At 65.1% G+C, this 14,460-nt stretch carries 15 protein-coding genes; 7 read left to right on the forward strand and 8 right to left on the reverse strand.

Annotated elements, in window-relative coordinates; all coding sequences use genetic code 11:
* The first annotated feature begins 5 nt into the window (after positions 1 to 5).
* Positions 6 to 3,578 carry a two-component regulator propeller domain-containing protein gene (locus ACYVGK_RS05850; RefSeq protein ID WP_460732301.1) on the forward strand — a complete coding sequence of 1,191 codons (3,573 nt, stop codon included), beginning with the start codon at positions 6 to 8 and terminating at the stop codon, positions 3,576 to 3,578.
* A gap of 40 nt (positions 3,579 to 3,618) precedes the next feature.
* On the opposite strand, the gene hemE is transcribed toward ACYVGK_RS05850, so the two are convergent.
* The 4 genes from hemE to ACYVGK_RS05870 all read right to left on the reverse strand — a co-directional run bounded on the left by hemE (position 3,619) and on the right by ACYVGK_RS05870 (position 6,800).
* On the reverse strand, positions 3,619 to 4,695 hold the full coding sequence (gene hemE / locus ACYVGK_RS05855) for a uroporphyrinogen decarboxylase (protein ID WP_460732302.1): 1,077 nt from the start codon (positions 4,693 to 4,695) through the stop codon (positions 3,619 to 3,621).
* Between the two features lie 101 nt (positions 4,696 to 4,796).
* Positions 4,797 to 5,057, reverse strand: a complete 261-nt coding sequence (locus ACYVGK_RS05860) for a WGR domain-containing protein (RefSeq protein WP_460732303.1) — start codon at positions 5,055 to 5,057, stop codon at positions 4,797 to 4,799.
* Between the two features lie 67 nt (positions 5,058 to 5,124).
* Positions 5,125 to 6,261, reverse strand: a complete 1,137-nt coding sequence (gene aroB / locus ACYVGK_RS05865) for a 3-dehydroquinate synthase (protein WP_460732304.1) — start codon at positions 6,259 to 6,261, stop codon at positions 5,125 to 5,127.
* Positions 6,258 to 6,800 carry a shikimate kinase gene (locus ACYVGK_RS05870; protein WP_460732305.1) on the reverse strand — a complete coding sequence of 181 codons (543 nt, stop codon included), beginning with the start codon at positions 6,798 to 6,800 and terminating at the stop codon, positions 6,258 to 6,260. Before ACYVGK_RS05870 ends, aroB begins: the two co-directional genes overlap by 4 nt.
* 96 nt (positions 6,801 to 6,896) lie before the next feature.
* Between ACYVGK_RS05870 and ACYVGK_RS05875 the strand changes: the two genes are divergently transcribed.
* The 3 genes from ACYVGK_RS05875 to ACYVGK_RS05885 all read left to right on the forward strand — a co-directional run bounded on the left by ACYVGK_RS05875 (position 6,897) and on the right by ACYVGK_RS05885 (position 8,612).
* A complete protein-coding gene (locus tag ACYVGK_RS05875; protein ID WP_460732306.1) occupies positions 6,897 to 7,100 on the forward strand; it encodes a dodecin family protein in 204 nt (67 codons plus the stop codon).
* Positions 7,101 to 7,201: 101 nt separating this feature from the next.
* Positions 7,202 to 7,804: a pyridoxamine 5'-phosphate oxidase gene (gene pdxH / locus ACYVGK_RS05880; protein WP_460732307.1), complete on the forward strand. Its 603-nt coding sequence runs from the start codon at positions 7,202 to 7,204 to the stop codon at positions 7,802 to 7,804.
* A gap of 16 nt (positions 7,805 to 7,820) precedes the next feature.
* Positions 7,821 to 8,612: a cobalamin-binding protein gene (locus ACYVGK_RS05885; RefSeq protein ID WP_460732308.1), complete on the forward strand. Its 792-nt coding sequence runs from the start codon at positions 7,821 to 7,823 to the stop codon at positions 8,610 to 8,612.
* A 145-nt stretch (positions 8,613 to 8,757) separates the two neighbouring features.
* Here ACYVGK_RS05885 and ACYVGK_RS05890 read toward each other — a convergent pair whose 3' ends face one another.
* The 3 genes from ACYVGK_RS05890 to ACYVGK_RS05900 all read right to left on the reverse strand — a co-directional run bounded on the left by ACYVGK_RS05890 (position 8,758) and on the right by ACYVGK_RS05900 (position 10,831).
* On the reverse strand, positions 8,758 to 9,225 hold the full coding sequence (locus tag ACYVGK_RS05890) for a DUF4426 domain-containing protein (RefSeq protein ID WP_460732309.1): 468 nt from the start codon (positions 9,223 to 9,225) through the stop codon (positions 8,758 to 8,760).
* Between the two features lie 12 nt (positions 9,226 to 9,237).
* Positions 9,238 to 10,074 carry a pyrroline-5-carboxylate reductase gene (gene proC / locus ACYVGK_RS05895; RefSeq protein ID WP_460732310.1) on the reverse strand — a complete coding sequence of 279 codons (837 nt, stop codon included), beginning with the start codon at positions 10,072 to 10,074 and terminating at the stop codon, positions 9,238 to 9,240.
* Positions 10,075 to 10,150: 76 nt separating this feature from the next.
* Positions 10,151 to 10,831, reverse strand: a complete 681-nt coding sequence (locus ACYVGK_RS05900; RefSeq protein ID WP_460732311.1) for a YggS family pyridoxal phosphate-dependent enzyme — start codon at positions 10,829 to 10,831, stop codon at positions 10,151 to 10,153.
* 158 nt (positions 10,832 to 10,989) lie between these two features.
* On the opposite strand from ACYVGK_RS05900, the gene ACYVGK_RS05905 reads away from it, so the two are divergent.
* Positions 10,990 to 12,027: a type IV pilus twitching motility protein PilT gene (locus ACYVGK_RS05905; protein ID WP_460732312.1), complete on the forward strand. Its 1,038-nt coding sequence runs from the start codon at positions 10,990 to 10,992 to the stop codon at positions 12,025 to 12,027.
* Positions 12,028 to 12,134: 107 nt separating this feature from the next.
* Positions 12,135 to 13,265 (forward strand): PilT/PilU family type 4a pilus ATPase, encoded by a 1,131-nt coding sequence (locus ACYVGK_RS05910; RefSeq protein WP_460732313.1) that lies wholly within the window; start codon positions 12,135 to 12,137, stop codon positions 13,263 to 13,265.
* 123 nt (positions 13,266 to 13,388) lie between these two features.
* Here the strand turns inward: ACYVGK_RS05910 and ACYVGK_RS05915 are convergent, their stop codons facing one another.
* Positions 13,389 to 13,598, reverse strand: coding sequence for a hypothetical protein (locus tag ACYVGK_RS05915; protein ID WP_460732314.1), 210 nt, complete (start codon positions 13,596 to 13,598; stop codon positions 13,389 to 13,391).
* Between the two features lie 132 nt (positions 13,599 to 13,730).
* Between ACYVGK_RS05915 and ACYVGK_RS05920 the strand changes: the two genes are divergently transcribed.
* Complete coding sequence (locus ACYVGK_RS05920) at positions 13,731 to 14,366, forward strand: nucleotidyltransferase family protein (protein ID WP_460732315.1); 636 nt, start codon at positions 13,731 to 13,733, stop codon at positions 14,364 to 14,366.
* The last annotated feature ends 94 nt before the right edge of the window (positions 14,367 to 14,460 follow it).

Here is a 14,460-nt window from a genome sequence, read left to right on the forward strand (position 1 = left end):
AGTGGATGCGGACGAAGGGATTGATCGCGCTGCTACTCGCGGCAATGGCTGCGGTCGTGCACGCGGGTTTGCCTGAAACGCCACGATTGCGCCAGCTGACGGTGGCGGACGGGCTGCCGTCGAATCGCATCAATGGCATTGCCGAAGACCGCTCGGGTTATCTATGGATCGCCACCAGCGATGGACTGGTCCGCCATGACGGCGTCGATTTCCGCACCTGGCGCGTCGAGCAGGGGCTGCACGACAACTTCATGTGGGCGGTGCATGTCGATGCGCGCAATCGGGTGTGGTTCGGCACCCGTCGGGCCGGACTCGGCGTGTTCGATGTGCCGCGCAATCAGTTCCGCTACTACGACCGCAGCAACACGCCGGCCATGGCCAGCGAGAACGTCTGGTCGGTCGCGTCGACGCCGGATGGCGCGGTGTGGTTCGGTACCGCCGATGCGGGGCTGTATCGCATCGATGTCGATGGCAAGCGCGTTGCCCGTTTCATGCCGCGCGCCAACGATCCGCGCAGCTTGCCGCAAGCGAGCGTGGTGCGGCTCGTCGTGGCACCGGATGGCACGCTGTGGGTCGGAACACAGGGCGGCGTGGCGCGCTGGACCGGTCGCGATTTCGAGCGGGTTCCGGCCGAATCATTGAATTCGCCGGCAGTGAACTCACTCACCGTCGAGCGCGATGGCTCGTTGTGGATCGGCACGCCAGAGGGCGTTAGCATCCGCCGGCCCGATGGTACGTATTCAAAATCGCCGTGGTCAGTACAGGCTGGCAACTTGAAGGTGTTGCACGTCCTCGCGCGCGATCGTAGCGGCCAATACTGGCTTGATATTCCGGCAGGCTTGGGACTCAAGGGTGGCGGAGACATCGAGGTAGTACCGCTCTACAGCACACTGGCAAGTGGCCTGGTGCGGCCATCTTGGGTTGGCGCGCACGAGGATCACGAGGGCGGCATGTGGTTCGTCAGCTACAACAATGGTCTCTGGTACCTTCCGCCGAGCTGGCGCCGGTTTTCAGTATTGTCGCGACGCACCGACGATGCCGGTTCGATCGCCAATGACCATGTGCGCAGCATCGCGCCTGGTGGCAATGGCGATATGTGGCTGGTCGGTACCGGGGGCGTGCTTGACCGCCTGAATCCCGAAAGCAGCGAGGTGAAGCACGTCGCCACCAGCGTGGGAGAGGACTATGTGCTGGGCGCCGTGTTTGAGGACCGCCGCGGCCAAGTATGGACAAGCTGGCAGGAAGGGATCGCGCGAGTGGATCCGGTCAGTGGCAGTGTCACGCGCTGGAATCGCCGGGACGCCGCCGACGCGCCGCCGTTTGGCGAAGCAAACTTTGCTCAAACCGGCGATGGTTCGCTATGGCTGGCGACCAAATACGGCGTGCAGATGCGCGCCGAGGACGGCCATGTCGAACTATCAGTGTCGGCCGGCGAGAGAGGATTGCCCGCGGATGTGTTTATCGAACAAATTGGCCTCGGCCCCGATGGCGCACTGTGGCTGGCGACTTCGAACGGATTGCTGATGTGGAACGCCGGCTTGCGCCGGTTTGAATCGGTGCCGGGCGCGTCGCAGCAACCCGTTTTTGGCTTCGTTGGCGCCGGGAAGCAGCACGTATGGTTGGCACGCTTTGGCGCAGTCGAATCGTATCGCTGGGATGGTGCGAGATTAACGCTCGAATCGGGCGTGGACACACGCTCGGGCTTTCCTGCGCTAGAGCCTAGCGGTTTGGTGCAAGACAACGCCGGCCGGCTATGGGTCACCAGCGTACGCGGACTGATTCGCGTGGATCCCTCATCTCGTTCCGTACGCATCTTCGGCGTGCACGATGGCTTGCCCGCCCAGGAGTTCGAAGATGCACCAGTAATGCACGCGGGCGACGGCCGCATTCTCGCGGGCACCACCAACGGTCTGGTGATCTTTGACCCGGCTACGGTCAAGGATGGAGGAGTCGCACCACGTCTGGTTGTCGAATCCGTCGACCTACTGCGCGGGGAACGTAAGCTCTCCTTCACGCCCGCGGGCCCGCTGTCGATCGAACACGACGATCGCGATCTTCGTGTCGTTGCCCGACTGCTGTCCTTCAACGATGCACGCAACCACGCTTATCGGTTCCGTCTTGAAGGTCACGACAACGGCTGGGTCGATACCGGCGCATCGGGCGAGCGCGTCTTCACCCGGCTCAAGCCCGGTCACTACCGTCTGCATGTGCAGGCACGCGCGAGCGATAACGTGTGGTCGGCGGTGCAGACGCTGACGTTCGACGTGCAGCCCGCCTGGTGGCAGACCTGGTGGGCAGTCGCGAGCTTCGTCGTGTTGGCTGCAGTCCTCGTATGGCTGCTCGCAGGTGCCTATCGCAACCGCCTCAAGCGCCGGCATGCCTGGCAACTGGCCCGACAGAAGCAGGATCTCGCCGAACAGGCATCACTTGCCAAGACCCGCTTCCTCGCCACGCTTGGCCACGAAGTGCGCACGCCGATGACCGGTGTGCTGGGCATGAGCGAGTTGCTGCTGGGAACGCAGTTGAATGCGCAGCAGCGTGGTTACGTTGGAGCGATCCGTGGTGCCGGCGAGCACCTGCTGCGTCTGGTGAACGACGCGCTGGATCTGGCGCGCATCGAATCCGGCAAGCTCGACCTGGCCGAAGAGATATTCGACCTGCATGTGCTGATGGAAGAACTATCCGCCCTCGTGGGGCCGTTGGCGCGTCAGCGTGGATTGGACTTTGCGATGAGCCTGGGCGAAGACGCGCCACGGCATATCCGCGGCGATGTCGCCCGCGTGCGCCAGATCCTGCTCAATCTGCTGGGCAATGCGGTCAAGTTCACGGAGCACGGACGGGTATCCCTGGGCGTGGCCAAGGAAGCGGAAGGCGTGTGCTTCGAAGTGGCCGATACCGGCCCCGGCCTCAATGCCGAACAGAAATCGCGCCTGTTCCGCCGCTTCGAGCAGGCCGACGGCTCCCGGACCAGTGCGCGTTACGGTGGCAGCGGACTCGGTCTGGCGATCAGTCAGGAGCTGGCCGCGGCCATGGGTGGGCGGATCGAGATCGAGAGCGCGCCGGGTGAAGGAGCGCGCTTCAGCGTGCGCCTCCCGCTGGTGACAGCGAGCAATCCTGCGGCACGAGAGCAGCCGAGCGAAGTCGCGGCGATCACGCCGCGCAGTCTCTCGCTCCTGCTGGTCGAAGACGATCCGACCGTTGCCGATGTGCTTACCGGGCTGCTGCGGTTGCTTGGGCATCATGTCGTGCATGTGCCGCACGGTTTGTCGGCCCTGGCGGCCGTCGCCACCACGCCGTTCGATGCCGCCTTGCTCGACCTGGATCTGCCCGGCATGGATGGTGTCGCGCTGGCGCGGCAGCTGCGCGTACAGGGTTATGCGCGGCCGCTGATCGCAGTGACCGCGCGTGCGGATGGCGGCGCGGAGCCGGAAGCGATGGAGGCCGGTTTCGACTACTTCATCCGCAAGCCGATGACCAAGGCGATGCTTGCCTCGCTGCTCTTGCAGGCCATACCTGGTGAGTTGGCGGGCAAGGCATCGATGCGGCCGGAAGAGGCCGCCCAGGTGTTATCGCTATAGGGATGCGCGACCGGCGTGCCCGGTCGCGCATTACAACGACTCAGCGCGCGCTGAGTTCGTGCACGGCGTCGACCAGTACGGCGACGTGTTCCGGCTTCATGTCCGGCGACATGCCATGGCCAAGGTTGAAGACATGGCCTTCGCGCGAACCGCCATTGCCGTCGCGATAGCTGTCGAGCGCACGGCCGACTTCGCGACGGATCGCGTCCGGTTCGGCGTAGAGCGTCACCGGGTCGAGATTGCCCTGCAGCGCGACCTTGCCGCCCGTGCGACGCGCGGCATCGCCCAGGTCGATCGTCCAGTCGACACCTACGGCTTCCGCGCCGCTGTCTGCCAGATCCGCGACATATGGTGCATTGCCCTTGCCGAACAGGATCAGCGGCGCGCGATCATTGCCTTCGCCGCGTGGCAGCTCGGCGGCGATGCGTTGCAGGTAGCGCTGCGAGAACTCGCGATACATCGACGGCGAGAGCACGCCGCCCCAGGTGTCGAACACTTGCAGCGCCTGCGCGCCGGCCTGGTGCTGCGCGGACAGGTACGCGATCACCGCATCGGTGACCACGTCCAGCAGCTTGTGCATCGCGGCCGGATCGTTGAGTGCGAGCGACTTCACCTTCGAATAGTTGTCGCTGCCGCCGCCTTCGATCATGTAGCAGGCGAGCGTCCACGGAGAACCGGAGAAGCCGATCAGCGGGACCGAGCCATCGAGTTCGCGACGGATGGTGCGCACCGCATCCATCACGTAGCGCAGGTCGGTTTCCATGTCCGGGACGCCCAGGCGATCGATATCGGCTGCGGTGCGGATCGGACGTTCGAACTTCGGGCCTTCGCCTTCGGCGAAATACAGGCCCAGGCCCATTGCGTCGGGCACGGTGAGGATGTCGGAGAACAGGATCGCCGCGTCGAGCGGGAAGCGGCGCAGCGGCTGCAGCGTGACTTCGCAGGCGAGTTCGGGATTCTTCGCCATCGCGAGGAAACTGCCGGCTTGGGCGCGCGTCGCCCGGTATTCCGGCAGATAGCGGCCGGCCTGGCGCATCAGCCATACGGGCGTGCAGTCGACGGGTTCACGACGGAGGGCGCGGAGGAAGCGGTCGTTTTTGGGCGGGGTGGGGGACATTTGATCTGTTTCTTCTTTCTTGGAAATTTCATTCGCCTGGCGCCGCAGATGCGTCAGGTGGGCCCGCGGGACGCGGCTTCAACAACGATGGCGCCGAATTGCTATCGCGGTCCGGGCGCTTCCACACCCTGCGCGAACATCAGCTGGAAGCCACGCTTGATCTGCTGGTCGCGCGCACGTTCAAGCGCAGCGAGTGCGGAGGATTGATCGAGAAAGACCTCGCGCCGCACCGTGCTGCGGCCGCCGATCTGGCCAGTCTCACGCAACAGTTCCCACCCACCCAGCAGGTCGGGCTGCAGCATCAATTGCACGAAGCGCGGCGCTTCGTGGCCTTGCGGGCGTTGTTGCAGGAGCAGGCGCATGGAGGGGCATTGTAGCGACACGGGCGCGGATGACCGTAGGGTCAGCGCCGGCTCATGGCCTACAGGCCTACGCCCCCGCTTCCAGTACCGCCCGTACCGCATCCTCGGCCACGCCCGACACCACCCGCGCCGCGCCGGCATCGTCCCACAGCACGAAGCGCAGTCCGTGGGCATCCGCCTTCTTGTCCAGGCGCATGCGGGCGATCAGGGCGCGGGCGTCCAGTCCGAGTGGAACGGAGGTGGGCAGGCCGAACCGCTGCAGCAGGCCCTGCAATCGATCGCCGTCCTCCGCCGGGGCCAATCCCAGCAAGGTCGACAACCGGGCGGCCAGGACCATGCCGACCGCCACCGCTTCGCCATGGTTAAGCGCATCTCGGCCCACGCCGGCATAGCCCTGCTCGGCCTCGATGGCGTGACCAAAGGTATGGCCGAAGTTGAGCAGCGCGCGATGGCCGCGTTCGTACGGGTCGCGCGCCACCACGTCGGCCTTGAATTCACAGGAGCGCGCGATGGCTTCCGCCAGCGCGGTGTCGTCGCGCGCCAGCAGGGCTTCGGCGTGCCGATCGAGCCAGTCGAGGAAATGGGCATCGAAGATGGCGCCGTACTTGACCACTTCGGCCAGGCCGGCGCGCAGTTCGCGGTCGGGCAGGGTGCGCAGCACCGTGGTGTCGGCGATCACCGCACGAGGAGGATGGAAGGCGCCGACGAGATTCTTGCCCTGCGGCAGGTCGACCGCAGTCTTGCCGCCGACCGAGGAATCGACCATCGACAGCAATGTGGTAGGCACCTGCACGCAGTCGATGCCGCGCATCCAGCAGGCCGCGGCGAAGCCGGCCAGATCGCCGACCACGCCACCACCGAGCGCAACGACGGTGGCATCGCGCGTGGCCCCGAGTGCGGCAAGGGCGTCGAGGCATTCGCCGAAGCGGGTCAGGGTCTTTTCCTGCTCACCGGCCGGCATGACCCAGCGTGCGACGGTCAGTTGCGGTTTCGCGGCATGTAGCAATGCTTCCACCCGCTGTGCGTACAGCGGAGCAACGTGGGTGTCGCTGGCGACCAGCACATGGCGTCCGCGCAGGATATGAGCCACGTGCTGGGCGTTGCTCGCGCTGGCCTCCAGCAAGCTTGGGCCGATGGTGATCGTGTAGGGCGCATCGCCAGCGACTTCGACGGTGCGATGCGATGGGTGGTGGAGCAAGGTCATGCGGCGGCTCCAAGGCGTTGCCAGTGCTGCGTCAGCAGGGTTGCGAGCTGGGCCGCGCCTGCGTCCGCGTCCAGCACGTCGGAATCGAACACGAGGTCGGCGACCTCGGCATAGAGAGGTGCACGTATTGCGGCGATTTCGTCGAGCACCTGCTCGCGATCGGGGCGGGCGAGCAACGGGCGCGAATTGTCGTCCGCCAGTCGCGCGAGCTGCTGCGCGACGCTCACATGCAGATGCACGACGAAACCGCGTTCGCGCAGCAACGCGCGATTGCCGGCATCCAGCACGGCGCCGCCGCCCGTGGCCAGCACGATCCCCTCTTCGTGCAGCAGGCGCACCAGCACGGCGCGTTCGCGCGCGCGGAAGCCGGTTTCGCCTTCCCGCTCGAAGATCTGCGTCACGGTAGCGCCGGCTTCGCGTTCGATCTCGTGGTCGGCATCGAGCAGGCGCAGCCCGAAGCGCGTCGCCAGGTGCCGGCCGACACTGGTTTTGCCTGCGCCCATGGGGCCGACAAGGATCAGGTTGCTGGCGGGGTTCATGCGGCCATTCTAGCCGCGGGCTTAACAGATCGCGGCGTAGCGTCACAGCTGCCGTTCGCGCACCGGCGCATTGCCGGTCATCCAGGGAGTGAAGCCATGTCGATAGCCAAGATCATCGAGCTCAATGCCGCCTCCAAGACCAGCATGGAGGATGCGGTCAAGGCCGGTCTGAAGAAGTGCGCCGAATCGGTCAAGAACATCAAGGGCGCGTGGGTGAACGAGATCAAGGTGGTCACCGACGACCACGGCAACGTGACCGAGTGGCGGGTCAACCTGCGCGTGACCTTCGTGGTGGAGTGAGTCGCGCGTCATTACGGGATGGCATGAGAGGTCGCCACGGGGCGCAGGTCGCCACGCGGCGGTCGGATGACAGCGTCGGGCATCGCCGCGACAATGTAGGCATGACGCCGTCCCCTCTCTATGCCGAAGCCCTTGCCACCTTCGATCGCCTCTTCGCCGAGGCCGCGACGGCCGGCGAACCCGATCGCACCGCCATGACCGTAGCCACGGCGACGGCTGACGCACGACCGTCGGCGCGAATCGTGCTGCTCAAGGCGCACGATCCGCGGGGCTTCGTGTTCTATACCCACCTCGATGGCCGCAAGGGCCGCGAACTGCAGGGCAATCCGCACGCCGCGCTCTTGTTCCACTGGCCGCGTGTGCACGACGGCGTGCAGGTGCGGATCGAGGGCGCAGTCGAAGTCGTCGACGATGCCGAAGCCGATGCTTACTTCGCCTCGCGTCCGCGCGGCAGTCAGCTGGGCGCGTGGGCATCGAAGCAGTCCGAGACGCTGGACGCACGCGAAACTTTCGAGGAGCGTTTGGCACAGGCGGAACAGGAATTCGATGGTGCCCAGGTTCCGCGCCCGCCGCGCTGGAGCGGCTGGCGGGTGAAGCCGGAGCGGATCGAGTTCTGGTTCGGAGCCGATTTCCGTTTGCACGAGCGCTGGTTGTACGAGCGCGATCGTGCCGGCGAGTGGTCGAAGCGGATGCTGTATCCGTAACGCGGCGGATCGATTCATGGGCCCGCAACGCATCGTCTGCCTGACCGAAGAACCCACCGAGGTGCTGTATGCGCTCGGTGAGCAGCATCGCATCGTCGGCATCAGCGGATTCACGGTGCGACCGGCGATCGCACGCAAGGAGAAACCGAAGGTCAGTGCGTTCACGTCGGCCAAGATCGACGAGATCCTCAAGCTGCGCCCGGACTTCGTGATCGGGTTTTCCGACATCCAGGCCGACATTGCAGCCGCGCTGATCCGGCAGGGCATCGAAGTCTGGATCAGCAATCATCGGGGCGTCGATGAAATCCTCGACTACGTCCGGCGGCTTGGCGCACTCGTGGGCGCGACGGGCAAGGCCAATGCCTACGCCGATGAGCTGCAGCGTGGTCTCGCCGCGATCGAACAGGAAGCGTCCACGTTGCCGCGCCGTCCGAAGGTCTACTTCGAGGAATGGGATGAGCCGCTGATCACCGGCATTCGCTGGGTGGCGGAGCTCGTGCGCATTGCCGGTGGCGACGATGTCTTCCCGGAGCAGGCCAGCGAATCGTTGGCGAAACACCGCATCCTCGAAGACGGTGGCGAAGTCGTAAGGCGCGCGCCGGACATCATCTTCGGCTCGTGGTGCGGGAAGCGGTTCCGACCGGAAAAGGTCGCGGCGCGTGCGGGCTGGCAAGCGATTCCCGCCGTGCGCGATGGCGAGCTGCATGAGATCAAGTCGCCCATCATCCTGCAGCCCGGTCCTGCGGCGTTGACTGAGGGCGTGCGTGAAATCGCAGCGTATATCCGCAATTGGGCGCAGCGCGCGTAGCCAGGCGCGTACATGTCGCGCATGCAAACCTGAACCTTTTCAGCGCGACACTCCGTCGTCTTCACAATGCGTCGCGACCAGTTGGTACAGACGCGGCGCGAACTCGACGCTGCCTCGCGCATACCCACTGCGCGCTGCGACCGGCTTATTGCGGATAGATCTCGCGACTGAACTGCATCGTGGCATGACCACCGCCTTCGGCAGTCACTTCCACATCGAAGCGTAATGTTTCCGGCGGCGTGGTCTGTACGGTCCCTACGTAGTCGATCCATTCGCCGCTGCGCAGTTCCCGCAACGAAAGGTCTTGTCGCTGACCAGTCAGGTTGGTGGCCGCGGCCTTGATCTGCGCCTGCACGGCGGTTTCCTGGCCCTCGGCGCCGCGGCGCAACCCGACCAGCAGCATCACCGTGTGTTCGTCCCTGTTGATTCCGTACCGTTGCGCCACCTGTGGCGTCAGCGAGGAGGTAGGCAGCGCGCTGGCGCGGACGGTCAGGTCGCCCATGCGGGCGATGGCTTCCTGTGGGGCTGGCGGCGCCGGTGGCGCGGACGAAGGACCGCCGCCGCAACCGGCAAGCACCATGGTGAGGCTCGCGATGGAAAGCAGCAGGCGCATGGCATGTTCCGTTTAGTCGTTGGCGGCCGACAGCTCGCGACCGCGGTCGGTGGCAGCGCGAATGGCGTCAGCGACCAGTTCGCGGAAACGCCCCGCTTCGAAACGTTCAAGCGCGGCCTGGGTGGTGCCACCCGGCGAGGTCACGCGCCGACGCAACTCCGCTGGAAGTTCGTCGTTCTCATCCAGCATGCGTGCGGCACCGAGGATGGTCTGCTGCACCAGCGTGCGCGCGGCCTCCGGTGTGAGGCCTTCTGCTTCGCCTGCCGCCTGCATGGCTTCGGCGAGCAGAAAGACGTACGCCGGACCGCTGCCCGACACCGCTGTCACGGCGTCCATCAGCGCCTCGTCGTCGATCCAGACGTTCTTGCCCGCCGCTTCCAGCAAGTCCGCCGCCTGCGTGCGTTGCGCAGCGGCAACCCGGTCGTTGGCGAACAGTCCGGTCATGCCCGCGCCCAGCAGGGACGGCGTGTTGGGCATGGCGCGGACGACTGCGAGGTTGCCGCCCAGCCATCGCTCCAGTTGGGCAGCGGTAATGCCCGCGGCGATCGATACCACCAGCGGACGCGTGATCTGGGCAGCGGGTGCGAGCACCTCGCAGACGGCCCGCATGACCTGCGGCTTCACCGCTAGCACCCAGGTGGTCGCGTTGGCCGCCGCGGTGGTGTTGTCGGTGAAGCTGTGGATGCCGAAGTCGCGGGTCAGCGATTCGCGCAGCTCGGCCACGGGCTCGGCCACGCGAATCGAGGTCGCGGGGACGCCGCGTGCGACCAGGCCGCCGATGAGACTGCGGGCCATGTTTCCGCCGCCGATGAAGGCAACGGTGCCGGAAGCGAAGGAAGGCGAGCTCATCGGCGCGTGAACCGTTCAGTGAAAACCGCAGGCATCGTAGCTCGCGAATCCACGCGCGCAAGCCCGTATCGTCACATCAGACCTTGCGCGGTCGTGCACCGAACAAGGCGGTGCCGACGCGCACCAGCGTCGCGCCTTCGGCGACGGCGACTTCGAGGTCGTCACTCATGCCCATCGACAATGTATCGATCCGTGGATACCGAGCGGTCAACGCGTCGAACAACTGTCGCGCCTGACGGAAGGCGGGGCGCCGCGCTTCCACATCGGCGTGCGGTGTTGGAATGACCATCAAGCCGCGCAGTTGGAGCCGGGGCTGGCTCGCGATCAGCTCCGCGAGCGCTTCCACCTGGCCGGGCTGACAGCCGTGCTTGCTGGCCTCGTCGTCAATGTTGACCTGGATGAGCACATTCAGTGGTGCCCGTTCAGGCGGACGATGCGTATTCAGCGCGCTGACCAGGCGTTCCCGATCCACCGACTGGACCCAATCGAAATGCGTGGCGGCTTCCTTCGCCTTGTTCGACTGCAGGTGGCCGATCAGGTGCCACTCCAGCCCAAGATGTTGCAGCGCGGAGCGCTTGGCGAGCGCCTCCTGCACATAGTTCTCGCCAAAAGCGTGCTGGCCGAGCGCCGCCAGCGCCTCCACGGCCTCCACGGACTGGGTTTTGCTGACCGCCAACAGTCGCGGTAATGGCCGTCCAGCGGCGCTGGCCGCGTTTTCTACCCGGTGTAGGGTCTCGTGCAGGGCGTGCGTGAGCACGTTCGCAGTTCTCGCTTGGGCCCGAAAAGGGGCTGGTTTTACGGCGGGGGGAGGGGGCTATACTGCCTCGCGAGGTATAACCGTTCCAGCATTCTGCAGTACGTCGTAACCAACTCATTCCGGTTTCACCGGCCAACTTGCAGTGCAGGGGAGCACGCATGGATATCGCCGAACTGTTGGCGTTCTCGGTCAAGAACAAAGCGTCCGACTTGCATCTGTCGGCCGGTCTCCCGCCGATGATCCGGGTGGACGGCGACGTCCGTCGCATCAACATCCCGGCGCTCGATCACAAGCAGGTCCACGCGCTTGTGTACGACATCATGTCGGACAAGCAGCGGCGCGACTACGAAGAATTCCTCGAAGTCGACTTCTCCTTCGAAATCCCGGGGCTGGCCCGCTTCCGCGTCAATGCCTTCAACCAGAACCGCGGCGCCGGTGCGGTGTTCCGTACTATTCCGTCGGAAGTGCTGACCCTGGACGACCTGGGCTGCCCGCGCATCTTCAAGGAACTGATCGACCAGCCGCAGGGCCTGATCCTGGTGACCGGTCCGACCGGCTCGGGCAAGTCGACGACGCTGGCGGCGATGCTCGACCACATCAACAAGAGCGAATACGCGCACATCCTCTCCGTCGAGGACCCGATCGAATTCGTGCACACCTCGCAGAAGTGCCTGATCAACCAGCGCGAAGTGCACCGTGACACCCACGGCTTCAACGAAGCGCTGCGTTCGGCCTTGCGTGAAGACCCCGACTACATCCTGGTCGGCGAGTTGCGTGACCTGGAAACCATCCGCCTGGCGCTGACCGCCGCGGAAACCGGCCACCTGGTGTTCGCGACCGTGCATACCAGCTCGGCCGCCAAGACCATCGACCGCATCATCGACGTGTTCCCGGCCGGCGAAAAGCCGATGGTCCGCTCGATGCTGTCCGAGTCGCTGCGCGCGGTGATCTCGCAGGCGCTGCTGAAGAAGGTCGGCGGCGGCCGAACCGCAGCCTGGGAAATCATGGTCGGCATCCCGGCCATCCGTAACCTGATCCGCGAGGACAAGGTCGCGCAGATGTATTCGGCGATCCAGACCGGCCAGCAGTACGGAATGATGACCCTGGACCAGCACCTGCAGGACCTGGTCAAGCGTAGCCTGATCCTGAAGCCGCAGGCGCGAATGTACGCCAAGGACAAGCGCTTGTTCGACTGAGTTTCGCCACTTCCCCCGCATGCGGGGGAAGGCAGAGGGATGGGGCGGGCTGGCAGTTGGTTCGCCTCCGATCGCATTGAGTACCAACGCCTCGCGGAGGCAACCCCATGAGCACCATCGACTTCACCTCCTTCCTCAAGCTGATGGCGCACCAAAAGGCGTCGGACCTGTTCATCACCGCCGGCATGCCGCCGTCGATGAAGGTCCACGGCAAGATCTCGCCGATCACGCAGAATCCGCTCACCCCGCAGCAGAGTCGCGACCTCGTCCTCAACGTGATGACGCCGCAGCAGCGCGAGGAGTTCGAAAAGACCCACGAGTGCAACTTCGCCATCGGCGTCACCGGCGTCGGTCGCTTCCGCGTGTCGTGCTTCTACCAGCGCAACCAGGTCGGCATGGTCCTGCGCCGTATCGAGACCAAGATCCCGACCGTCGAAGAACTGAACCTGCCGCCGATCATCAAGACGCTGGCGATGACCAAGCGCGGCATCATCATCTTCGTCGGCGCGACTGGTACAGGTAAGTCGACCTCGCTGGCCGCGATGATCGGCTACCGCAACCTGAATTCAACCGGTCACATCATCACGATCGAAGACCCGATCGAATTCGTGCACAAGCACGAAGGCTGCATCGTCACCCAGCGCGAAGTCGGTATCGACACCGACAGCTGGGACGCCGCCCTGAAGAACACCCTGCGCCAGGCGCCGGACGTGATCATGATCGGCGAGGTGCGCACCCGCGAGGGCATGGACCACGCCATCGCGTTCGCCGAAACCGGCCACCTGGTGCTGTGCACCTTGCACGCCAACAACGCCAACCAAGCGATGGACCGCATCATCAACTTCTTCCCGGAAGACCGCCGCAACCAGCTGTTGATGGACCTCTCGCTCAACCTCAAGGGCGTGGTCGCGCAGCAGCTGATCCCGACGCCGGACGGCAAGGGCCGGCGCGTTGCCATGGAAATCCTGCTCGGCACACCCCTGGTGCAGGACTACATCCGCGACGGCGAGATCCACAAGCTGAAGGAAGTGATGAAGGAGTCCGTGCAGCTGGGCATGAAGACCTTCGACCAGGCCCTGTTCGAGCTGTACCAGGCCGGCGAGATCAGCTACGAAGACGCGCTGCGTTACGCCGACTCGCAGAACGAAGTGCGCCTACGCATCAAGCTGGCCCAGGGCGGCGATGCCAAGACCCTGTCGCAAGGGTTGGACGGCGTGGAAGTGGCGGAAGTGCGCTAAGCGCCGCACACGACGCAGAGAAGAAGAAGCCGGGGAAGCCCGGCTTCTTTTTTGTCCACGTCTGTCTGCCGATGAGCGCGGCTGGGCATTTTGTAGAACGCAATCCCCCGAGAGGGCCAAGCGCTAGGCGCAATCAAACAGGTGCTCAACGCGAATTGCGTCCGGGAGCTTGTGGTGGCTGAACGTTGCCACGGTCCGTTTGGCCGCCAGCCGCGGATCGGTGCGTTGGGTCAAGTGGATGCGCGCCATGTGACGTATGCGGCCGGGAACGGCCGCAACGAACAGCGCGTGATACGCAGGCTTGGACGCCATGTTGCGGACTTTGGCGCCCATGCCTGTTCAGCTTGCGACTGGAACCTACTACTTGCCCGCGCCGCGCTGGAGGCCGGCAGGTCTGGAGTCGTCTGTCCATGGATCGGAAGTCGCTGCTCGCGTGATGGGGCGTCGCCATTCGATCCGTCCCACATGATTCCGGTCGAGCCCCATATCGCGGTCGTGTTGGCGGCAGGCGGAAGCCTCCGCTTGGGCCGCGCGAAGCAGCTGCTCGTGCGCAATGACGAAACGCTCGTGCATAGAGCCGTGCGCTTTGCGCGCGAAACCTATCCCCGGCGCTTGTTGGTAGTGGTCGGTGCCTGGCAGCAGGATGTGATCGAGGCGCTCGAAGATCTCAAGTGCGAGGTCGTGGTCAATTCGGCGTGGCCGCAGGGTCTGTCCTCGAGCCTGAGTGCCGCGTCGCGAGCGCTGGGAAATTACCTGGGCTCGGTGCTGCTGCTTGGCTGCGACCAGCCCGCGCTCACGATGGATCACCTGCGGCAGTTGATTCGTGCCGCGGAAACTAGCGAATGGGGTTACGCGGCCACGGAAATGCGAGGGCGCCTGGGCAGTCCCGCAGTCATTCCCGGCGCCGTACTCAGCTATGTCGAACGCATGCGTGGCGATCACGGCTTGGCGACCCGTCTCAACGAGCTGCCCCGCGATCACGTGGTCCGCATCGCAGCGCCGGAGCTCGAGTTCGATATCGACGACGAGTTCGACCTGCGTACGGCGGTCGAGCGCGGCTGGGTGGACGATCATGAGATCCACCGGGATTGGGGGACGTAGGCGCGCGATCCCTAACGAGATTTCTGCAGACCGACGCCTGCATGCACTTCGTTCGGGTGCCATGCGCTGGGATGGCGCCATGAAGGATCAGGGG

The organism is Lysobacter tyrosinilyticus (assembly GCF_054779815.1).